Origin of the sequence: Naasia lichenicola (assembly GCF_004801885.1) — a bacterium.
Classification (GTDB): Bacteria; Actinomycetota; Actinomycetes; order Actinomycetales; family Microbacteriaceae; genus Naasia; species Naasia lichenicola.
In genome coordinates, this window is sequence record NZ_SSSM01000007.1 from 16518 (window position 1) to 38106 (window position 21589).

Genomic DNA, 21589 nt, shown 5'->3' on the forward strand with positions numbered 1-21589 from the left:
ACGGGTCCTAACCACCAGGCCCTCCCCGTCGCGGAGTCTTTCGTTGGCTGACCACCACCCGTGACAGGAGAAGAGCAGTGAAGAACACCCAGAAGCCATCGGCCATGCCGGTGCATCGGTACCGCCCGTATCAGGACGCCTACAGCGTCGATCTGCCCGACCGCACCTGGCCCACCAAGCGGATCACCGAGGCGCCTCGCTGGTGCGCGGTCGACCTGCGCGACGGCAACCAGGCGCTCATCGATCCGATGAGCCCCGAGCGCAAGCGGATCATGTTCGATCTGCTCGTCCGGATGGGCTACAAGGAGATCGAGGTCGGGTTCCCGTCCGCCAGCCAGACGGACTTCGACTTCGTCCGCCAGCTCATCGACGACGGTGCGATCCCCGGCGACGTCACCATCCAGGTGCTGACCCAGGCGCGCGAGCACCTGATCAACCGCACCTACGAGGCCATCGCCGGCGCCAAGCAGGCGATCGTGCACCTCTACAACTCCACGAGCATCCTGCAGCGCGACGTCGTCTTCCGCACCGACCGCCAGGGCATCATCGACATCGCCCTCGAAGGCGCCCGTCTCTGCCGCGCGGCCGAGAAGACGATCCCCGAGACCGACGTCTACTACGAGTACTCGCCCGAGAGCTTCACCGGCACCGAGCTCGAGTTCGCCGTCGACATCTGCAACCAGGTGCTCGCGATCTTCGAGCCGACCCCCGACCGCAAGGTGATCATCAACTTGCCGTCCACCGTCGAGATGTCCTCGCCGAACGTCTACGCGGACATGATCGAGTGGATGGGCCGCAACCTCGACTCCCGCGAGAACGTGCTGATCTCGCTGCACCCGCACAACGACCGCGGCACCGCCGTCGCCGCCGCCGAGCTCGGCTACCTGGCCGGCGCGGATCGGATCGAAGGCTGCCTGTTCGGCAACGGCGAGCGCACCGGCAACGTCGACCTCGTCGCACTGGGGATCAATCTCTTCACCCAGGGCATCGACCCGCAGATCGACTTCTCCGACCTCGACGAGATCCGTCGGACGGCGGAGTACTGCAACCAGCTCCGCGTGCCCGAACGCAGCCCGTGGGCCGGCGACCTGGTCTACACGGCCTTCAGCGGCAGTCACCAGGACGCCATCAAGAAGGGCTTCGAGGCCATGGAGGCCGACGCGCTGAAGCAGGGCAAGTCGGTCGCCGAGCTGGAGTGGGCCGTGCCCTACCTGCCCGTCGATCCCAAGGACCTCGGCCGCTCGTACGAGGCCGTCATCCGCGTCAACTCGCAGTCGGGCAAGGGCGGAGTCGCGTACCTGCTGAAGAACGACCACGCGCTCGACCTCCCGCGTCGCCTGCAGATCGAGTTCTCCGGCGTCGTCCAGGCCAAGACCGATGCCGAGGGCGGCGAGGTCACGAGCGAGGAGATCTGGTCGATCTTCCAGGACGAGTACCTGCCGGCGGCCGATGTCGACGACAAATGGGGCCGCTTCGAGCTCAAGAGCACCCGGACAGCGAGCGAGATGACCGGCGTCGTCACCCTGCAGGCCAAGCTGCGGGTAGGGGAGGACGTGCTCGACGTCGAAGGCACCGGCAACGGTCCGATCGCCGCCTTCCTCGCCGTTCTCGAGACCCAGGGTGTGCAGGTCAAGCTGTACGACTACGTCGAGCACGCCCTCTCCGCCAGCGGCGATGCGCTCGCCGCGTCATACGTCGAGCTCGACGTCATGGGCAAGCGCCTCTGGGGCGTCGGGATCGACGCGGACAGCTCGACCGCGTCGCTCAAGGCCATCGTCTCGAGCGTCAACCGGGCGATCCGCGCCGAGCTCGCCGACCAGGTCGACCTCGCCTTCGCGTGAGACAAGCCACACCGCGTTGGTCAAATAGCGCCCTCTAGGGCGCGTATCGAGACCGGCTGCGCCACTGCTAGGTCGCGCAGCCGGTCTCGAGACGGCGCTGGCGCGCCTCCTCGACCAACGAGCTTCCTGCGATCGTGCCTTCACCAGCGGGAGGGTTCTACGGCGTGCGCGGCCGCGGTCGGCGCAGGGTGCGCTGCTCCGGCAGGCTCCATCCGAAGCGGACCGCGAGCAGGCGGATGACCGTGGTGATGATGACGCAGGCCGTCGCGGCGCCCTCGATCGGCATCCCCGAGGTGATGAAGGCCACCAGGGTCACCGTGCCGACCGCCGCGGCGACAGCGTAGAGCGATCCGACGTGCATGAGCGCGATCGGCAGGGCCATCAGGATGTCGCGGAGGACCGATCCGCCGACCGCTGCGACCACGCCGACGAAGATCGACGGGATGATCGGAAACCCGAGCGACAGTGCCTTCGCCGTGCCGATCGCGCCGTACAGGCCGATGGTCAGGGCGTCGAGCACAGTGATGAACCGGGTCAGCGGGCGGAACAGCTGAGCCAGCAGCATCCCGAGCAGTGCAGCGAGCACTGCGGTCGGCAGGTACCAGTTCGTCGAGAAGGCGATCGGCTGGGCACCGAGCAGGATGTCGCGCAGCAGTCCGCCGCCGAGTCCGGTGGCGAAGCCGATGATGGCGACACCCAGCAGATCGAGGCGCCGGTCGCGGAAGCCCGAGGCGAACAGCGCGCCCTGCAGGCTGCCGATCGCGACGGCTGACAGGTCGGCCCAGAGCGGGATGATCACTTCGGTCTGCACCTGACAATGTTGCCGGACTCGCGCGTCGCGACAGGCTTCGACGGGCGGGCGTGATCCGCATCGGACGAGGATCGGAGGGGCGTCTCGAGGTTCAGCTACCAGCGAAACATGGAACCCATGAACAAACGAGTAACGGGGTGGCGCCACGCACAGCGGTGAGGCACTCTTGAGAAATGACGCTGATGACCTCGACCCTCGACTCGGTGATCGTGGTGTGGCACGTGGCCGTCAACGCCGGAGATGCCGAGACCGCGGCATCCGCGTGCACCGAGGACGTGGTGATGCGTGGACCGCAGGGTTCCTCCCACGGCCGCGACTCGATGCGCGACTGGGTGAGCCAGGCGGGAATCCGCCTCATGCCCAAGGAGGCGTACGACGTTCCGGGCGGCATCGTGGTGGCCCAAGAGGCGACCTGGCCAGGCGCCGCGAACTGGGACGCGAGCACGCCGCCGTCCCGCCTCTACACCGCATTCGCCCTGCGCGACGGATCGATCGCCGGCGTCTTCCGGTTCGAGAGCCTCGAAGAGGCCCGCAGCTACCCGATCGCCGCCTGAGCCCCAGCTCGTCCGGACTTCGGCCCGCTGGTCGGCTCACGCCCCAGCGCTCGGCCACCCTTCATCTCGACGGCCACCCTTTGCTTGCGCGGCCACCCTTTCCCTCGGCGGCCACCTTTACAAGGGTGGCCGTCGGTGGGAAAGGTGGCCGAGCAGTGCCTGAGCTCGGCGTGGTGCGCCGGGCCCGCCGCGATCAGGAACGGGGATAATCGAACGGTGCCGGTCTATCGAGATGAAGTGGTCGTGCTGCGCACCCACAAGCTGGGTGAGGCAGACCGGATCGTCACCATGCTCTCGCGTCAGCACGGCAAGATCCGCGGCGTCGCGAAGGGCGTGCGGCGCACGTCGTCCAAGTTCGGCGCCCGTCTCGAGCCCTTCATGGTGGCCGACGTCCAGCTCTTCGAAGGCCGCACGCTCGACGTCATCACCCAGGCCGAATCGCTGCATGCCTACGGCGCGGCCATCGTCGACGACTACGCGACCTACACCTCGGCGACCGTCATGGTCGAGACCGCCGACAAGGTCACCGAGACCGAGGGATCGCTGCAGCAGTACCTCCTGCTCGTCGGGGCCCTGCGCTCACTGTCCCGTCACGAGCACGGCGCGAGCCTGACCCTCGACTCGTATCTGCTGCGCTCCCTGTCGATCGCCGGCTGGGCGCCGAGCTTCGCGGACTGTGCGGTCACCGGTGCTCCCGGACCGCACACGGCGTTCGTCGTGCAGCTCGGCGGGGTCGTGGCCGACGACGTGGCCCCTCCCGGCGCCCCGCGACTCACCTCGCAGGTGATCAGCCTGCTCGGAGCGCTGCTCACCGGCGACTGGGCGTCAGCCGAGGCCGCGGACGAGCGATCCCGCGCGCAGGCGAGCGGAGTCGTGGCCGCCTACGCCCAATGGCACCTCGAGCGGGGCCTGCGCTCGCTGCAGCACGTCGATCGCCACGACGACCGCGAGAACGCCACCGCCCGCGTGACGGCGGTCCGTCCCGCATGAGCCCGAAGCCGACGACCCACGCCGATGCCGTCCCGTACGTCCCGATCGACTGGACGGGCCAGTACCCGCCACAGCTGCCGAAGAACGCCGTTCCTGCCCATGTCGCCGTCGTCATGGACGGCAACGGCCGGTGGGCCAACTCCCGGGGACTGCCGCGGATCGAGGGTCACCGCGCCGGCGAGGCCGCCCTGCTCGAGGTGGCGGCCGGAGCCATCCAGGCCGGAGTCACCCACCTCAGCGTCTACATCTTCTCCACCGAGAACTGGCGCCGCTCGCCCGAGGAGGTGCGCTTCCTCATGGGCTTCAACCGCGAAGTGCTGCACCGCCGCCGCGATCAGCTCAACGAGTGGAACGTGCGGATCCGCTGGGCGGGCCGTCGCCCGCGACTGTGGGACTCCGTCATCAAGGAGCTCCGCGTCGCCGAGGAGCTGACGAAGGACAACACCGGGCTCACCCTCACCATGTGCGTCAACTACGGCGGTCGCAACGAGATCACCGACGCGGTCAAGTCGATCGCCGAGGAGGTCGCGTCGGGTCGGGTCAAGCCCTCCGCCGTCACCGAGAAGCTGATCGCCAAGCACCTCTACCAGCCGTCGCTGCCGGATGTGGATCTGTTCATCCGCAGCTCGGGGGAGCAGCGGACCAGCAACTTCCTGCTCTGGCAGTCCGCGTATGCCGAGATGGTCTTCGACGACACGCTCTGGCCCGACTTCACCCGGCTGCAGCTGTGGAAGGCGATCGAGCAGTACGCCCGCCGGACCCGTCGATTCGGCGGTGCCCTCGACACCCCGGTGGCTGCGGAGGACGTCGCGGAGTAGCGCCGCAAGGGCCTCGATACGGGCGCGGGGCGCCCTACTCGACCAACGGGGAGGAACCGTTGGTCGAGTAGGCCGTTCACGGCCGTATCGAGGCCCTCGGCGCAGTCGTATGGTGAGGGATGGTCTCCCCGTCGCTCGCCGCCGCCATCGCCAGCTTCAACGATCCACGCGGCTATCTAGCGGTCGCCTCCATCGGACTGCCGACCCGACAGACCGTCGATGCGCTCACGGCCGACCTCGCAGCCTGGTACGCCGCGGACCGGGATCCGCAGGGCTACGACCCGATCATCGATCGCACGCGCGCCTCCTACGCGCGGCTCGTCCGGGTGCCGGCAGAGCGCGTCGCCATCGGATCGCAGGCCTCCGTGCAGACGAGTCTCGTGGCGGCCGCGGCTCCTGCAGGCGCGGAGATCCTCGTAGCAGACGGTGACTTCTCCTCGATCGTCTTCCCCTGGCTGGAGCGCCCCGGAGTCACCGTCCGGTCAGTCCCGCTCGAGGCCCTCGCGGACTCCATCTCCAGCGGCACCTGGATGGTCGTCTTCTCCCTTGTGCAGTCCGCGACCGGTGAGGTCGCCGACGTCGAGTCGATCCTGGAAGCGGCTGTACGCCGACGCACGCTCACCTTCTGCGACGTCACCCAGGCCGCCGGCGTGCTGCCCGTGGACGCATCGCTGTTCGACGCAACCGTCTGCCACGCGTACAAGTGGCTGTGCTCGCCCCGCGGTGTCTCCTTCCTGACACTCAGCGAACGGCTGCTTCCTCGGATCCCCGCGCTGCAGGCCGGCTGGTACGCCGGGGAGGACGTGTGGGCGAGCTGCTACGGACCGGAGATGGACCTGGCGTCGAGCGCACGGCGTCTCGATGTCTCGCCGGCCTGGCAGGCATGGGTCGGTGCAGAGCCGGCGATCGGCATGTTCGCCGATCTCGACATGGACGAGGTGTGGGCTCACGCCTCCGATCTCGGCAACGCCCTCTGCGACGCCCTCGACCTCGAGCGTCAGAACAGGCCGATCGTCACCTGGCCGGATCCCGAGCGCGAGAGCCTGCTCAGGCTGATCGGCGCCGGCATCCGGGTGTCCGGACGAGCCGGGCGGCTGCGGGCCTCGTTCCACCTCTGGAACGACGGGTCCGATGTCGAGGCAGTCGTGGCGGCACTCCGATGAGCGACGACGCGGCGGGCATGACCGACGACCTCGGCTTCGAGTGGCGCAACTGGCAGGCGCGCGTCGACGCGCTCTGGGAGACCATCTCGGATGACACGGACCCTGACGAGTTCATCGGCAGGATGGACGCGCTCGCCGCGGAACGGCCGGGCGCGATCGCCCTGTTCGAGCAGGGCGGCTCCCGCGACTCGATGGGCCGCCCGGCCGAGGCCGTCGTGCTCTACGAGCAGGCGATCGAACAGGGGCTGCCGAGCGATCTGCACCGGCAGGCCACCATCCAGCTCGCCAGCTCGATCCGCAATCTGGGCGATCCCGCCCGATCCATCCAGCTGCTGGCCGCCGAGCGGTGGCGGATCTCGGACGAGCTCGACGATGCCGTCGATGTGTTTCTCGCCCTCGCAATGGCCGACCTGGGTCGCGAACGTCAGGCGCTCGCGCTCGTCGTCACCGCGCTGGCGCCGCACCTCGCCCGCTACAGCAGGTCGGCCAAGAACTACGCGCAGGCGCTCATCACGCCCGAGTCGGGGGAGTGATCGGATCGGGCCTCCGGTGACCCGTCGGTAGACTTCTGGGGCATTGCCCACGACCGGCGTGCATCAGACCGGGCATCCAGCTCGGCCGACAATTGGAGTCCACCTGTGGCCGCATCACGTCTCGATCCCGTCATCGCGCTCGCCAAGCGGCGCGGATTCGTCTTCCAGGCGGGAGAGATCTACGGCGGATCCCGTTCGGCCTGGGACTACGGGCCCCTCGGCGTCGAGATGAAGGAGAACATCAAGCGCCAGTGGTGGAAGTCGGTCGTCCGCGGCCGCGAGGACGTCGTCGGTCTCGACTCGTCCGTCATCCTGCCGAAGGCGGTCTGGGAGGCCTCCGGCCACGTCGAGGTGTTCTCCGATCCGCTCGTGGAGTGCCTGCACTGCCACAAGCGCTACCGCGAGGACCACCTGCTCGAGGAGTTCGAGGAGAAGAAGGGCCGCGTCCCCGAGAACGGCATGCTCGACATCGTCTGCGCCAACTGCGGCACCCGTGGCCAGTGGACCGAGCCGCGTGGCTTCTCCGGTCTGCTCAAGACCTTCCTGGGCCCCGTCGACGACGAGGCCGGCCTGCACTACCTGCGTCCCGAGACCGCCCAGGGCATCTTCGTGAACTTCGCGAACGTCTCCGGCTCGGCGCGGATGAAGCCGCCGTTCGGCATCGGACAGATCGGCAAGAGCTTCCGCAACGAGATCACCCCCGGGAACTTCATCTTCCGCACGCGGGAGTTCGAGCAGATGGAGATGGAGTTCTTCGTCGAGCCCGGCACCGACGAGGAATGGCACCAGTACTGGATCGACACCCGGCTCAAGTGGTACACGGACCTCGGCATCAACCCCGACAACCTCCGCCTCTACGAGCACGCCAAGGAGAAGCTGTCGCACTACTCCAAGCGGACGGTCGACATCGAGTACCGCTTCGGCTTCCAGGGCAGCGAGTTCGGCGAGCTCGAGGGCATCGCGAACCGCACCGACTACGACCTGAACACGCACTCCAAGCACTCCGGCACCGACCTCAGCTACTTCGATCAGACCAAGAACGAGCGCTGGACGCCCTACGTCATCGAGCCGGCCGCAGGCCTGACCCGCTCGCTGATGGCCTTCCTCGTCGACGCCTATGCCGAGGATGAGGCGCCCAACACCAAGGGCGGCGTGGACAAGCGCACCGTCCTGCGGCTCGATCGTCGACTCGCCCCGGTGAAGGCCGCGGTGCTGCCGCTGTCGCGCAACGAGCAGCTCTCGCCCGTGGCGAAGAAGCTCGCCGCCGACCTCCGCCAGGACTGGAACATCGACTTCGACGATGCGGGCGCGATCGGACGTCGCTACCGCCGTCAGGACGAGATCGGCACCCCGTTCTGCATCACCGTCGACTTCGACACGCTCGAGGACAACGCCGCGACGGTGCGCGAGCGCGACTCGATGGCGCAGGAGCGGGTCTCCCTCGATCGGATGCACGGCTACCTCGCCGAGCGCCTGATCGGCGCCTAGCCCTCCCGCTCGATCGACGATCGCGCGACCAAGGCTCTCCGGCACTCGCCACTCGGCACCCGCCACCCGGTGTGGCGATCCGACGGGCGCGTCGCCTTCGTCGATACCGTGTGGCTCACCATCAACTCCGACGGAATTCGAGGCACTCATGGACGAGCTCGCGATCGACCCCCAGCCCATCAGCACCGGCAGCTACATCTCCCGCGTCCTGGATGAGGGATCGCGCGAGTACTGATCTCCTGCGTGCGCGGGTCGATTCATTCCCTCTCGGGAATGCAGAGGAATGCGTGCCGGTTCACCTCTTCGTGAGTGAACCCGTGAAGGTCGACATCTGGTCCGACATCGCCTGCCCCTGGTGCTACATCGGCAAGCGCAAGTTCGAGGAGGGCGCCCGCCAGTTCGGCGGCGACGTCGTCGTGGAGTACCACTCCTTCGAGCTGTCTCCGGACACACCCGTCGACTTCGCGGGAGACACCGCGGACTACCTCGCGACCCACAAGGGCATCTCGCGGCAGCAGGCCGGCGAGATGCTGTCCCGCGTGACCGGCATCGCGAAGACCGTCGGGCTCGACTACGACTACGACTCCCTTCAGCACACCAACACGGTGAAGGCGCACGAGCTCATCCACTTCGCCAAGTCGCAGGGCAAGCAGATCGAGATGAAGGAGCGCCTGCTCAAGGCCTACTTCGTCGAGGGCAGGCACGTGGGCCGCATCGCCGACCTAGCCGACCTGGCCGTCGAGGTGGGGCTGGATCGCGAGGCGGTGGTGCAGGCACTGGAGAGCTCGGCATTCCTCGCCGACGTCCGCGCCGATCAGCAGCAGGCGATCGCCTTCGGCATCCAGGGCGTCCCATTCTTCGTGATCGACGACAAGTACGGCGTCTCTGGCGCACAGGACGCGAGCGTCTTCGCAGGTGCCCTCGCGCAGGTCGCGTCCGAGCGCGCGGCGGAGGTGAACGCGTGAGCGACACCGCCGCACCCACGATTCCGTTCGCCCGTCCGGTGGGAAGCCCGTTCATCAGCCTCGGCTCGACGGACGCAGAGGTCTGCATCGACGGCGTCTGCGCCGTGCCGAGCAGCGCGACCGAAGCGCAGCCGACAGACGTCGAGAAGGTCGTCAGCTCCCTCGATGAGGGCTCGACCGACTACTGAGTCGAACCGAACTGCCCAGTTCTGCCGTCTGAGACGCACTCCAGGCGGCAGAACTGGGCAGTTCGGCTGTTAACCGGCAGGTTCTTGGTGCGTGCCGATCTCAGTCGCTGATGTCGGCGACGGTCGCACCGAGTCCGGCGATCATCGCGTCGGCGTCCACGAACGCGCTCAGGCCGTGCTCGCCTGCGCCCATCGCGACGCGGCGGCCGGTGATGCGCTCATCGGCGTAGACCGGCCAAGCCGTCGTGCTGCCGAACGGGGTGATGGTGCCGCGTTCGTATCCCGTCGCCTCGAGCGCCTGGCCGGCGTCGGGAAGCTGGAGCTTGTTCACTCCGACGACGGCGCGGAGCTTGGCCCACGCGATCTGTCGATCGCCAGGCACCAGCGCGAATAAGTAGGTGCCGTCCTTGCGCTTGACGACGAGCGACTTCACGATGTCGGCGGGTGTGATGCCGAGGACCGCCGCGGCCTCTTCGAGCGAGTCGGCCGCGGGCCTCTCGAGAATATCGATCGCGATGCCGCGCTCGGCCGCGTCCGCTTCCACCCGCTGTCTGCTCATGAGCCCGATTCTTCCAGCGTCTTCCGACCAGCGGGCTCAGGCGGTGGTACTCAGACGGCGGTTCAGACGGCGGTGGCGTGCTCCACCGCGGAGGTGACGGCCGCGATCGCCGGCCACGACTCCATGCCCGGCCGAGTGATCGCCCACATCCTGCGTCGGATGTCCGCGATATCGATCGGGACCAGCCGGCCCCGGTTCACCTCGGGGGAGTCGGTCGGCAGGATCGCCACCCCGTGGCCTGCGAGCACGAGGTCGATCACGAGCGAGAGGCTGTCCGCTTGGTGACCGACCACCGGCGCCCAGCCGGCGAGCGCGCACAGCCTCGCCGCCAGCTCGTCATCGCCGGTGTTGCGGGAGTTGCCGATCCAGGGCACATCGCGGAGCGCATCGAGGTCGGCAGTGCTCGCTATCCGGTCCGGCAGGTCCATCTCGGGTGGGACGACGAGCACCATCGCCCTGCTCGCGATCGGACGGACGGTGTGCGTCCAGATGCGCGGGGCGAGCGTGTAGTCGTAGGTGAAGCCGAGGTCGATCCGATCGGCGTCGAGCAGCTCGTCCATCTCCGAGGGCTCCGCTTCGAGCAGCTGCACCTGCACCAGCGGATGGGCGTCGGCCAGTTCCGCGAGCGCGGGCACGACAAGCATTCGAGCGGCGGTCGTGTAGGCGGCGACGCGGACCACGCCGTGCGGGGCGCTGTCTGCGCGCAGGTCGAGCGTCGCCGCGGTCACGTCGGCCAGGATGCGTGCGCCGTGGGCGGCCAGGCGGCGTCCGGGCAGCGTGAGCCGCACGCGGCGCCCGTCCGCTTCGAAGAGGGTCACCCCGACCTGCCTCTGCAGGGCCGCCAGCTGCTGGCTGACCGCAGACGTGCCGTAGCCGGTGGCCGCTCCGACGGCCGCCATCGTCCCGCGCCGCTCGAGCTCGACGAGCGCGCGCAACCGGCCGAGGTCCAGATCACCATCCATAGTTGCTGAAGATACCAACCAGGAACGTGCGTTGGACGTGGAGAATGGGATCTGGTCGAATCGGATCGTGAAGTTCTCCGCCCCCCTGTTCGCCCTGGCCTCGATGTTCTCGGTCCAGCTCGGCATCGGCCTCAGCACGCATCTCTTCGATGCGGTCGGCCCCGCGGGTGTCGCATTCCTGCGGATAGCGCTCGGCGCCATCGTGCTCCTCGTCATCGTCCGACCCAAGCTCCGCGGGCTGTCGCGCAGCTCTCTGCTCGCCACCGCGCTGCTGGGTGTCTCGACCGCCATCCTCACCCTCGCCTTCACCGAGGCCGTGGCCCGGATCCCGCTGGGCATGGCATCCACCATCGAGTTCCTCGGACCACTGGCAGTCGCCGCGATCCGCACCCGGAAGCGCTCCAACCTGGTCTGGCCCGTGCTCGCACTCATCGGCGTTGTGACCCTGACCCGCCCATGGCTGGGGCAGGTCGACCTCGTCGGCATCCTCTTCGCCGCGCTCGCCGCGTGCTGCTGGGCCGCGTACATCGTGCTCACCCAGAAGGTCGGAGACGCGATCGAGGGATTCCAGGGCCTTGCTCTCTCGATGACGGTCGCGGCCATCACCCTCGCGCCGTTCGGTGCGGTGGCCGCCGTCTCGGGCTTCACCCCCGAGATCGGGCTGCAGGCACTCGGCCTCGCCCTCCTCGTCCCGGTCATCCCATTCGCGCTCGAGCTGATGGCGCTGCGCCGGATGACGCTGCCGGCGTTCGGCACCCTCATGGCCCTCGAACCCGGCATCGCCACGGTCATCGGCGTCGTGCTGCTCGCCCAGGCGCCGGATGTCCTCCAGGTGGTCGGCCTCGTGCTGGTGGTGGCCGCGGGCATCGGCGCCCAGCGGACCGGAGGAAGGCGCACGCCGGTCCCGGCGCCCGATCCATCCGTTCCCGCTCCTGCCCCGAGCTGAGCGGAAAGGTGGCCGAGCGCCCGCGCGCGACGGGATCGTGGGCGTCGTCTGGGAGAATCGGATGGATGGCCACTCTGACCGCTCCCGCGCGACCTCTCGCGATCGGCCCGCTGAAGCTCGACACCCCTGTCGTGCTCGCGCCGATGGCGGGCATCACCAACACCGCGTTCCGTCGGCTCTGCCGCGAATTCGGTGCGGGGCTCTACGTCAGCGAGATGATCACCAGCCGTGCGCTCGTCGAGCGCACTCCCGAGTCGATGAGGCTCATCAAGCACCACGAGTCCGAGACGACTCGCTCGATCCAGCTCTACGGAGTCGATCCCAAGACCGTCTCGCAGGCGGTCAGCATGCTCGTGGACGAGGACCGCGCCGACCACATCGACCTCAACTTCGGCTGCCCCGTGCCCAAGGTCACCCGCAAGGGCGGGGGAGCGGCTCTGCCCTGGAAGCTCGATCTGTTCCGCGAGATCGTCGAGGGCGCGGTGAATGCCGCGGGCGCCGTGCCGTTGACCATCAAGATGCGCAAGGGCATCGACTCCGACCACCTGACCTACCTCGAGGCCGGACGGATCGCAGAAGGCGCAGGAGTCGCGAGCATCGCCCTGCACGCGCGCACCGCCGCCGAGTTCTACTCCGGCCACGCGGACTGGACCGCGATCACCAAGCTCAAGCAGACCATCGGCAGCGTTCCCGTGCTGGGCAACGGCGACATCTGGTCGGCCGCCGATGCCATCCGGATGATGGACGAGACCGGCTGCGACGGGGTCGTCGTCGGCCGCGGCTGCCTCGGCCGACCCTGGCTGTTCGGCGATCTGGCCGCCGCGTTCGCGGGCGAAGAGCGCACCGCCATGCCGACGCTGGGCGAGGTCGCCGACGCCTTCCGCCGTCACGCGGAACTGCTCGTCGAGTTCTTCGAGGACGAGGATCGCGGCTGCCGCGACATCCGCAAGCACGTCGCCTGGTACTTCAAGGGCTATCCGGTCGGCGGCGAGCTGCGCGCCGCACTCGCCACCTCCGACAGCCTGGCCCGCATCGACGAGCTGCTCGCCGAACTCGACCGCTCCGAGCCCTATCCGGGTGAGGCAGCAGAGGGTCAGCGGGGGCGGGCCGGAACACCCAAGCAGCCGGTCCTGCCCGAGCACTGGCTCGCCAGCCGCGAGCTCGGCACCGCCGGACGCGACGAGGTCTCCGCCGCCGAACTGCACAACAGCGGCGGCTGAGGTGGACTCACAGGCCGGAACGCTGCTGCCGGGATATGCGCCGTCCGATGAGGATCGCTTCCTGCCCGAGGAGCATTCGAGCCGCCGCAGCGACTTCTCTCGCGACCGAGCCCGGCTGGTGCACTCGAGCGCGCTGCGGCGTCTGGCCGCCAAGACCCAGGTGCTGAGCCCCGCGGCCGGTCTCGACTTCGCACGCAATCGCCTCACGCATTCGCTCGAGGTCGCCCAGGTGGGCCGCGAGATCGGCGAGAGCCTCGGACTCAGCCCCGATGTCGTCGACACGGCCTGTCTCGCGCACGACATCGGCCATCCGCCGTTCGGCCACAACGGCGAGCGCGCGCTGTCGGAATGGGCGCACGACATCGGCGGCTTCGAGGGCAATGCGCAGTCCCTCCGACTGCTCACGCGTCTCGAGCCCAAGGTCTTCGGACCCGACGGCGCGCCGTACGGACTCAACCTGACCCGAGCCAGCCTCGATGCCAGCTGCAAGTACCCGTGGGGCGCCGACCACTCGATCCCCGATCCGAGCGGCCGCGCCAAGTTCGGCTTCTACGCCGACGACGAGCCCGTCTTCCGGTGGATGCGCGGCGACAACCCCGACGGCGTGCGCTGCGTCGAGGCGCAGGTCATGGACCTCTCCGACGACATCGCCTACTCGGTGCACGACTTCGAGGACGCGGTCACCGCGGGCTTCGTCGACGTCCGCGCACTGGGCGCCCGCGCCGACCACGACGACCTCGTCAGGGCGATGCACGCCTGGATCGGCGGTGCGCACGATCACGCCGCGCTGATCGAGGCGTTCGACCGGCTCGACAGCCTGCCGTTCTGGATGTCGACCTGGGACGGATCGCGCCGTGATCAGGGAAAGCTGAAGAACCTCACCAGCCAGCTGATCGGCCGCTTCGCGGGCTCGGCGACGCGGGCCACCCGGGAGGCCTACCCGCAGGCCAGCCTGACCCGCTTCTCGGCGGGAGTCGTCGTGCCGCTCGAGATCGCCACCGAGATCGCGGTGCTCAAGGGCATCACGGCGGCGTTCGTCATGACGAACACCACTCGCACGCCGGTCTACACGCATCAGCGCGACGTGCTCACCCAGCTGTCGGATGCCCTGCTCGCACGGCCCGAGGCGCTCGACCCCGCCTTCTCGGCGGACTTCGTCGATGCGGACGACGATCGGGAGCGCAAGCGGGTCATCGTCGACCAGGTCGCGAGCCTGACCGACCAGTCGGCGATCGCATGGCACGAGCGCCTCACCTCCTGAACCGGCGAAGCGCACCGATCGCGTCGGACAGGTCGCCGTTCGCCGCCGTCGCGGGGGAGGGTGCTCTGCTTCTCGGCGGAGGTCGCGCGCTGCTGCTGCAGCTCGCCGATCCACGGGTGGCCGCGGGCGTCGCGCGGCACAGCGCGTTCGCCACGGACCCGCTGAAGCGGCTGACGGGAACCCTCACCTACCTCTACGTCCTCGCCTTCGGCACCGAGGCGGAGATCGCCCGGGTCGCCCGGAGCGTCGGAGGTGCGCATCGCGGGGTCCAAGGCGCGGATCCCGTCGCGTACGACGCGCGCGATGTCGACCTCCAGCTGTGGGTCGCAGCCACGCTCTACGAGTCGACCGTGGCGATGCACGAGCTGTTCGTGAGGCCGCTCTCTGAGGCGGAGGCCGATCTGACCTACGCGGAGAGCGCGCGGATCGGCACCGCGCTCGGCATGCCGGCCGCGGCTTGGCCCGCGGATCGCGACGCGTTCGCCGGTGAGTGGGAACGGATGCTCGGTGGACTCGAGGTGAGCGATGAGGCGCGCAGCGTGGCCGGCGCGCTGATGCGACCCACCGCGGTGCCTCGCGTCGCACATCTGATCATGCCCGTCATTCGGTTGCTGACCGCGGGGATGCTGCCGCCTGAACTCCGCGCCGGTTACGGGATCCGATGGACGCCACGCCACCAACTCCGCTACGAGCGCGCGATCCGCCGCATCCGCGCCGTCTACCGAGTCCTCCCGCACCGGTTCCGCACCCTCCCGGCCCGCCTCACCCTCCGCCGCTTCCGCGCCACCCTCTGACCTACCGTCCACAACTCGCTGGTCGAGGAGGCCGTCCGCGCCCGTCTCGAGACCGGTTGCGCGGGGTATCTCGTTGGTCGAGGAGGCCGTTCACGGCCGTCTCGAGACCGGTTGCAGTAGTCCACAACCCCCAATCCGACCCGATTGCCCACAGATGCCGACGCCGCATCATCGGACCTGCATCCGATCCGCGACAATCCTCCGCATGGCATGGACGTACATCGTCGAGTGCAGTGACGGCAGCTACTACGTGGGCAGCATGCGAGACCTGGACGGCAGGATCTTCGAGCACAACGAGGGGCGGGGAGCCGCCTACACCCGCACACGTCTCCCCGTCCGATTGGTCGCTGCGTTCGAGTCCGACGACATCGGCGAGGCCTTCGCCTACGAGAAGCGCATCCAGAAGTGGTCGCGCGCGAAGAAGCAGGCACTGATCGAGGGGCGCTTCGACGACATCACCCGACTTAATCGTCGCGGCTACCGACCGGCGATGATGAACCCGGAGTCTGCCAACCCGGATGGTCGGGGGCAGCAGAAGAACGAGATGCGCCGGACGGAGGGATGGAGAACCGGGTCTGACGGCTGAAGCTTCGCCCGGCGGAGGAGGGCGAGGTGGCCCTCTTTCGTTGGTCGAGGAGCGCCGTCTTCGGCGCGTCTCGAGACCGGCTGCGCTGGTGAGGCGCAGCTCGCTCTGGGGTTGGAGGGCCTTTCCGGCGCGGCGGGTCTTGAGATGGCCGTGAACGGCCTCCTCGACCAACGAGGGAGGGCGATGGGGCCCACTTCGTTGGTCGAGGAGCGCCGTCTGCGGCGCGTCTCGAGACCGGCTGCGCTGGTGAGGAGCAGCTCGCTCTGGGGTTGGAGGTCCTTACCGGCGCGGCTGGTCTCGAGACGGCCGTGAACGGCCTCCTCGACCAACGAAAGGCCGGCCGGTCTCGAGACGGCCGTGAACGGCCTCCTCGACCAGCGGGGAAGGAGGTCGAGGCGGGCCACTTCGTTGGTCGAGGAGTGCCGTCTGCGGCGCGTCTCGAGACCGGCTGCGCTGGTGAGGAGCAGCTCGCTCTGGGCTTGGAGGTCCTTACTGGCGCGGCCGGTCTCGAGATGGCCGCGGGCGGCCTCCTCGACCAACGAGAGGGCGGCGGGCCTCGATACGGGCGCGGGGCGCCCTACTCGACCAGCGAGATCGAGGAGGGGGCGGTGGCGACGGCGGGGTCAGTGGAGCTACCTAGACTCGAGGCGTGGCGGGGCTGATTCGGAAGAGCGACATCGATGAGGTGCGCGCCCGCACGAACCTCGCCGACATCGTCGGCGACTTCGTCAGCCTCAAGACCGCCGGCGTCGGCTCGATGAAGGGCCTCTGCCCCTTCCACGACGAGCGCAGCCCGAGCTTCCACGTCCGCCCGCAGGTCGGCCTCTTCCACTGCTTCGGCTGCGGCGAGGGCGGCGACGTCTACACGTTCCTCCAGAAGATCGACCACGTCACCTTCGCCGAGGCCGTCGAGCGCCTGGCCGGTCGGCTCGGCTATCCGCTGCACTACGAAGACGGCGGACCGGCGCAGGAGAGCGGAAACCGTGCCCGCCTGCTCGCGGCCAACCGCGCGGCGGGGGAGTTCTTCGTCGAGAGGCTCGGATCGGCCGACGCCGACATCGGTCGTCGCTTCCTGGGGGAGCGCGCCTTCGACCGCGCCGCCGCGTCGCACTTCGGAGTCGGCTACGCGCCGAAGAGCTGGGACGAGCTCACCAAGCACCTCCGCGGCCGCGGCTTCACCGATGCCGAGCTCACCGCGGCGGGCCTCGTCTCGTCGGGTGACCGCGGCGTCTACGACCGATTCCGCGGCCGGGTCGTCTGGCCCATCCGCGACCTGTCCGGCGAGACGGTCGGCTTCGGCGCACGGCGGCTCTTCGACGACGACAAGGGTCCGAAGTACCTGAACACGCCCGAGACGCCCGTGTACCACAAGGCTCAGGTGCTCTACGGGCTCGACCTCGCCAAGCGCGACATCTCCCGCGGTCGGCAGGTCGTCGTCGTCGAGGGCTACACCGACGTCATGGCCTGCCATCTGGCGGGCATCACCACGGCCGTCGCCACCTGTGGCACGTCCTTCGGCGTCGACCACATCAAGATCCTCCGTCGAGTGCTCGGCGACGACTCCGCCGCCGGAGAGGTCATCTTCACCTTCGACCCCGATGCAGCCGGTCAGAAGGCGGCGGTGCGCGCATTCGGCGAAGAGCAGCGCTTCGCCGCTCAGACGTACGTGGCCGCCGGTCCCGAGGGCCTCGATCCGTGCGATCTGCGGCTCTCCCGGGGTGACGAGGCCGTGCGCCTCATGATCGAAGCCAAGAAGCCGATGTTCGAGTTCATCCTCCGCCAGCGGCTCAGCCAGCACGACCTCGACACCGTCGAGGGTCGGGTGGCCGCGCTGCGGTCGGCGGCTCCGGTCGTCGCGGAGATCCGCGACCCCTCGCTCCGCCCGGGCTACGCGCGCGAGCTGGCGCGGATGCTCGGCGTCGACCTCGGTGAGGTGAACGCTGCTGTCCGAGCCGTGCCCGCCACGCGCGATGCGGCATCGAGCTCCGGCCCGCGCTCGGGTTCGTCGCCGCGCGACGATTCCCGTTCCGCTCAGGTGCGTCCTGCAGACAGCCGCGACCAGGGCAGATCCGGGCCGCCCTCGCGCTCGGCTCCCTCCGGCCCACCTCAGGGGGGACCGGATCGCCGCTCCCCATCGCAGACCGCACCGCAGCAGCGCGGACAGCAGGACGGCCAGCAGCGTCCCGCGCAGTCCGGCACCCCGCGCGCGCAGCGAGCCGACAGCTCATACGGTCCGCCCGACTCCGAGCATCCGCCGTACGACCGCTACGAGGCGCCAGCCGCGGCCGAGCCCGAGGCGCCGATCGTCGGTCCTGGCATCACGCAGCTTCCGGGAGACCCGTCCACACGCCTCGAGCGGGATGCCCTCATGGCTGCTCTCCAGTTCCCGAACCAGATCGGCCGGCCGCTGCTCGAGCGCGCGCTCGCCTCCGCCTTCGCCAACCGCGACCTCGCGGCCGTCCGCGACGGCATCGCATCGAGCCTCGACGCCGCGAGCTCTCCCGCCTGGCTGCAGAGCGTGACCGACGCCGTGCCGCCGCAGCTCGCGAATCTGGTCCAGCAGCTCGCCGTCGCGTCCATCCCCACCCGGCAGGGCGATGAGGCCGTCCAGCGCTATGTGCGCGAGGTCGCATCGAAGGTCGTCGAGCGCGACGTCCAGCGCCGGGAGCGGGAGCTGCGCGGCCAGCTCCAGCGCGCCGGATCCGGCCAGGATCCCGATCGCTATCGCGAGATCCAGCGCGGACTCGTCGCCCTCGAGATGGAGCGCCGCGCGCTGCGCGAGCAGTGGTCGTAGCCCCGCGTCTCGACGAGAAGCTGAACGATCCTGCAGGAATCGCGCGCGAGCGGCGCACCCCGCGCGTCGATGCGGTCCCTGCGCAGGATTCGTGCATCGTCATGTTTCGATGGCGTAACCAGATGTTCCTCGGTTCTTCCTCTCGAGACCCTCTGTGTTAGACCTGTTCCACACAGCACTACGCGCGCCGCTCTGGCCCGCGCCTCCTGGCGTGCGCCCGAATGGCAAGCACCTCCCTTCACGAAAGAGGTAGACGGATATGTCATCCGCATTCCCTCGCCGGCGGGCCCTTCTGGCCGTCGCCGGCGTCACAGCAGCAGCACTCGCCCTGGCCGGCTGCGCGTCGGGCGGCTCCGGCGGCGGCGGCAGCACGGGCGGCACCGGCGGTTCCATCACCGTCGGAACGACCGACTCGCTCGTCTCGCTCGACCCGGCCGGCTCGTACGACAACGGCTCGCTGTCGGTCCAGCTCCAGGTCTTCCCGTTCCTGTTCGACTCTCCGCTCGGCACCGCCGACGTCGAGCCCGATATCGCGGAGTCCGGCGAGTTCACCTCGCCGAACGAGTTCACCGTCACGCTCAAGCCCGACCTCAAGTGGGCCAACGGCAACGACCTCACCTCGAGCGACGTCAAGTTCACCTTCGACCGCCAGCTCGCGATCGCCGACCCCAACGGTCCGTCGTCGCTGCTCGGCAACCTCGAGAGCATCGCGACCCCGGATGACACCACCGTGGTGTTCACCCTCAAGGTCGCGAACGACGTGACCTTCGCGCAGGTGCTCTCCAGCCCCGCCGGCCCCATCGTCGACGAGGACTCGTTCTCGCCGACCGCGCTGACCCCTGACGACGACATCGTCAAGGCCAACGCGTTCGCCGGCCAGTACACGATCACGTCCTACGAGAAGAACTCGCTGATCCAGTTCAAGAAGTACGACGGCTACGAGGGCGTGCTCGACCCCGCGGTCAACGACACCGTCGTCCTGCAGTACTTCGCGGACTCGTCGAACCTCAAGCTCGCGATCGAAGGCGGCGACGTCGACGTGGCGTACCGGACCTTCTCGCCGACCGACGTCGCGGACCTCCGTGACAACGACGACCTCAACGTCGTCGACGGTCCCGGTGGATCCATCCGCTACATCGTCTTCAACTTCAACACGCAGCCGTTCGGCGCCACGACCGCGGAGGCGGACCCCGCCAAGGCGCTCGCCGTTCGCCAGGCGCTGGCCGACACCGTCGACCGCGAGGCGATCGCCGACCAGGTCTACAAGGGCACCGTCACGCCCCTGTACTCCTACGTCCCCGAGGGCCTGACCGGCGCCACCGAGTCGCTGAAGAGCCTCTACGGAGACGGCAACGGCGGACCCGACGTGGACAAGGCGACCGCGACCCTCTCGGCTGCGGGCGTCGCGACTCCCGTCGTGCTCAACCTCCAGTACACTCCCGAGCACTACGGCCCCTCGTCCGCCGACGAGTACGCCCTGATCAAGGACCAGCTCGAGTCGTCGGGCCTGTTCACGGTCAACCTGGCCAGCACCGACTGGACGCAGTACACGCCGGACCGCACGAACGACCTGTACCCGGAGTACCAGCTCGGCTGGTACCCCGACTACTCGGACGCCGACAACTACCTGTCGCCGTTCTTCCGTGAGGGCAACTTCCTGGCCAACCACTACGAGGACGCCGAGGTCAACGACCTCATCGCGCAGCAGGCCGGCACGACCGACCCCGACGCACGCACCGCCCTCATCGAGGAGATCCAGGACAAGGTCGCGGCCCAGCTGTCGACCGTGCCGATCTGGCAGGGCGCTGAGCTCGCCGTCACGGGCAAGGACGTCTCCGGACTCACGCTCGACGGCTCGTTCAAGCTCCGCTACGCCCCTCTGACCAAGGGCTAGCAGCGAACAGGAGGGGCGGTCCGCGGGAGCGGGCCGCCCCTCCTTCTCGTCTTCGTCGAGTCGCCCCCCGGCACTCGAGATTTTCACTGAAACGACCTGGGGCAGCCGCAGAGCCGAGCGGCCCCGCCGAGGAAGATGGGTGCATGACCGTACCGGACGCCGTCGTCGCCACGCCACGCGTGCGCGGACGATCCGCGGGAGGAGGCTTCGGGCGCTACCTGCTCGTGCGCTTCCTGCTCATCTTCCCGACCGTGTTCATCCTGGTCACCCTCGTCTTCGTGCTGATGCGGTCGACGGGAGACCCGATCACCGCTGCCGTCGGAGGCCGCCTGCCCCCCGACGAGCTCGCGGCGCGCATCCACGAGGCGGGCTACGACCGCCCCATCCTCGTGCAGTACTTCGAGTACCTCGGTCAGATCCTCCGCGGTGACTTCGGCACCACCATCAGCGACAACCGTCCGATCACCGAGGTCATCGTCACCTTCGGCGCGGCCACCCTCGAGCTCACCTTCTACGCGCTGATCGTGGCCTTCATCGTCGGCATCCCGCTCGGCATGCTGGCCGCCTACATCCGCGACCGCTGGGGCGATGCGGTCCTGCGAGTCTTCGCCATCCTCTGCTACGCCACACCCGTCTTCTTCGCCGGACTGCTGCTCAAGCTCGTCTTCGCCGTGCAGCTCGACCTGCTGCCGGCCTTCGGCAGAGCGTCCGTCTCCTCTGAGCTCGAGATGAAGCTCCTGCCCTCGCCGACGGGCATCTTCCTCATCGACGCGTTCCAGACCGGCAACTCCGAGGTCATCGCCGACGTGCTGCAGCACGCGGTCCTCCCCGCCGTCGCGCTCGGCCTGCTGACCGGCGGCATCTTCCTGCGTCTCGTTCGGACTAACGTCATCGGCACCCTCGGCACCGAGTACGTCGACGCAGCACGCTCGCGCGGCGTCCGTGAGCTCCGGCTCGTCGGGCGGCACGCGTACAAGCCCGCGCTCATCCCGATCATCACCGTGATCGGACTGCAGATCGCAGTGCTGCTCGGCGGCGCCGTGCTCACCGAGACGACGTTCGAGTGGAAGGGCCTCGGCTTCCAGCTCGCCCAGTACCTGCAGGCGCGCGACTTCGTCGCCGTGCAGGGGATCGTCGCGCTGCTGGCGGTCATCGTCGCTGTCACCAACTTCATCGTCGACGTCATAGCCGCCTTCATCGACCCGAGGGTGAGGTACTGACC

The 21589-nt window shown here is 68.9% G+C and carries 20 protein-coding genes; 17 read left to right on the top strand and 3 right to left on the bottom strand.

Annotated elements, in window-relative coordinates:
• The first annotated feature begins 77 nt into the window (after positions 1-77).
• On the top strand, positions 78-1841 hold the full coding sequence (gene leuA / locus E6C64_RS18590; RefSeq protein WP_136429412.1) for a 2-isopropylmalate synthase: 1764 nt from the start codon (positions 78-80) through the stop codon (positions 1839-1841).
• 157 nt (positions 1842-1998) lie between these two features.
• Here the strand turns inward: leuA and E6C64_RS18595 are convergent, their stop codons facing one another.
• Positions 1999-2652, bottom strand: coding sequence for a trimeric intracellular cation channel family protein (locus E6C64_RS18595; RefSeq protein WP_136429414.1), 654 nt, complete (start codon positions 2650-2652; stop codon positions 1999-2001).
• Positions 2653-2825: 173 nt separating this feature from the next.
• Here E6C64_RS18595 and E6C64_RS18600 point away from each other — a divergent pair, with 173 nt between their 5' ends.
• The 8 genes from E6C64_RS18600 to E6C64_RS18635 all read left to right on the top strand — a co-directional run bounded on the left by E6C64_RS18600 (position 2826) and on the right by E6C64_RS18635 (position 9351).
• Positions 2826-3206: a nuclear transport factor 2 family protein gene (locus E6C64_RS18600; protein ID WP_136429416.1), complete on the top strand. Its 381-nt coding sequence runs from the start codon at positions 2826-2828 to the stop codon at positions 3204-3206.
• 216 nt (positions 3207-3422) lie between these two features.
• Positions 3423-4196, top strand: coding sequence for a DNA repair protein RecO (recO, locus tag E6C64_RS18605; protein WP_136429418.1), 774 nt, complete (start codon positions 3423-3425; stop codon positions 4194-4196).
• Entirely contained in the window at positions 4193-5014 is an 822-nt protein-coding gene (locus tag E6C64_RS18610; protein ID WP_136429420.1) for an isoprenyl transferase, read from the top strand. Before recO ends, E6C64_RS18610 begins: the two co-directional genes overlap by 4 nt.
• A 119-nt stretch (positions 5015-5133) precedes the next feature.
• Positions 5134-6177, top strand: a complete 1044-nt coding sequence (locus E6C64_RS18615) for an aminotransferase class V-fold PLP-dependent enzyme (protein ID WP_136429422.1) — start codon at positions 5134-5136, stop codon at positions 6175-6177.
• On the top strand, positions 6174-6710 hold the full coding sequence (locus E6C64_RS18620) for a tetratricopeptide repeat protein (protein ID WP_199241107.1): 537 nt from the start codon (positions 6174-6176) through the stop codon (positions 6708-6710). The genes E6C64_RS18615 and E6C64_RS18620 overlap by 4 nt, the downstream gene beginning before the upstream one ends.
• Before the next feature lie 105 nt (positions 6711-6815).
• Complete coding sequence (locus tag E6C64_RS18625; RefSeq protein WP_136429424.1) at positions 6816-8198, top strand: glycine--tRNA ligase; 1383 nt, start codon at positions 6816-6818, stop codon at positions 8196-8198.
• 305 nt (positions 8199-8503) lie between these two features.
• The gene (locus E6C64_RS18630) at positions 8504-9163 is read left to right on the top strand and encodes a DsbA family oxidoreductase (protein ID WP_136429426.1); all 660 of its coding nucleotides are present in this window, start codon (positions 8504-8506) and stop codon (positions 9161-9163) included.
• Positions 9160-9351 carry a hypothetical protein gene (locus E6C64_RS18635; protein ID WP_136429428.1) on the top strand — a complete coding sequence of 64 codons (192 nt, stop codon included), beginning with the start codon at positions 9160-9162 and terminating at the stop codon, positions 9349-9351. Before E6C64_RS18630 ends, E6C64_RS18635 begins: the two co-directional genes overlap by 4 nt.
• Before the next feature lie 100 nt (positions 9352-9451).
• Here the strand turns inward: E6C64_RS18635 and E6C64_RS18640 are convergent, their stop codons facing one another.
• Both E6C64_RS18640 and E6C64_RS18645 read right to left on the bottom strand, forming a co-directional pair.
• Positions 9452-9910 carry an aminoacyl-tRNA deacylase gene (locus tag E6C64_RS18640; protein ID WP_136429430.1) on the bottom strand — a complete coding sequence of 153 codons (459 nt, stop codon included), beginning with the start codon at positions 9908-9910 and terminating at the stop codon, positions 9452-9454.
• Between the two features lie 62 nt (positions 9911-9972).
• A complete protein-coding gene (locus E6C64_RS18645) occupies positions 9973-10872 on the bottom strand; it encodes a LysR family transcriptional regulator (protein WP_158437933.1) in 900 nt (299 codons plus the stop codon).
• Between the two features lie 67 nt (positions 10873-10939).
• Between E6C64_RS18645 and E6C64_RS18650 the strand changes: the two genes are divergently transcribed.
• The 8 genes from E6C64_RS18650 (at position 10940) to E6C64_RS18685 (ending at position 21587) form a co-directional block, all read left to right on the top strand.
• Positions 10940-11818, top strand: a complete 879-nt coding sequence (locus E6C64_RS18650) for an EamA family transporter (protein WP_233255738.1) — start codon at positions 10940-10942, stop codon at positions 11816-11818.
• Positions 11819-11883: 65 nt separating this feature from the next.
• Positions 11884-13038: a tRNA dihydrouridine synthase DusB gene (gene dusB / locus E6C64_RS18655; RefSeq protein WP_136429434.1), complete on the top strand. Its 1155-nt coding sequence runs from the start codon at positions 11884-11886 to the stop codon at positions 13036-13038.
• 1 nt (position 13039) lies between these two features.
• Positions 13040-14299 carry a deoxyguanosinetriphosphate triphosphohydrolase gene (locus tag E6C64_RS18660; RefSeq protein ID WP_136429436.1) on the top strand — a complete coding sequence of 420 codons (1260 nt, stop codon included), beginning with the start codon at positions 13040-13042 and terminating at the stop codon, positions 14297-14299.
• Positions 14275-15093 (top strand): oxygenase MpaB family protein, encoded by an 819-nt coding sequence (locus E6C64_RS18665; protein ID WP_136429438.1) that lies wholly within the window; start codon positions 14275-14277, stop codon positions 15091-15093. Before E6C64_RS18660 ends, E6C64_RS18665 begins: the two co-directional genes overlap by 25 nt.
• Positions 15094-15298: 205 nt before the next feature.
• Entirely contained in the window at positions 15299-15679 is a 381-nt protein-coding gene (locus tag E6C64_RS18670; protein ID WP_136429440.1) for a GIY-YIG nuclease family protein, read from the top strand.
• A 649-nt stretch (positions 15680-16328) separates the two neighbouring features.
• Positions 16329-18473: a DNA primase gene (dnaG, locus tag E6C64_RS18675; protein WP_136429442.1), complete on the top strand. Its 2145-nt coding sequence runs from the start codon at positions 16329-16331 to the stop codon at positions 18471-18473.
• 259 nt (positions 18474-18732) lie between these two features.
• The gene (locus E6C64_RS18680; protein ID WP_136429444.1) at positions 18733-20367 is read left to right on the top strand and encodes an ABC transporter substrate-binding protein; all 1635 of its coding nucleotides are present in this window, start codon (positions 18733-18735) and stop codon (positions 20365-20367) included.
• Between the two features lie 143 nt (positions 20368-20510).
• The gene (locus E6C64_RS18685) at positions 20511-21587 is read left to right on the top strand and encodes an ABC transporter permease (RefSeq protein ID WP_136429446.1); all 1077 of its coding nucleotides are present in this window, start codon (positions 20511-20513) and stop codon (positions 21585-21587) included.
• Positions 21588-21589 lie beyond the last annotated feature (2 nt).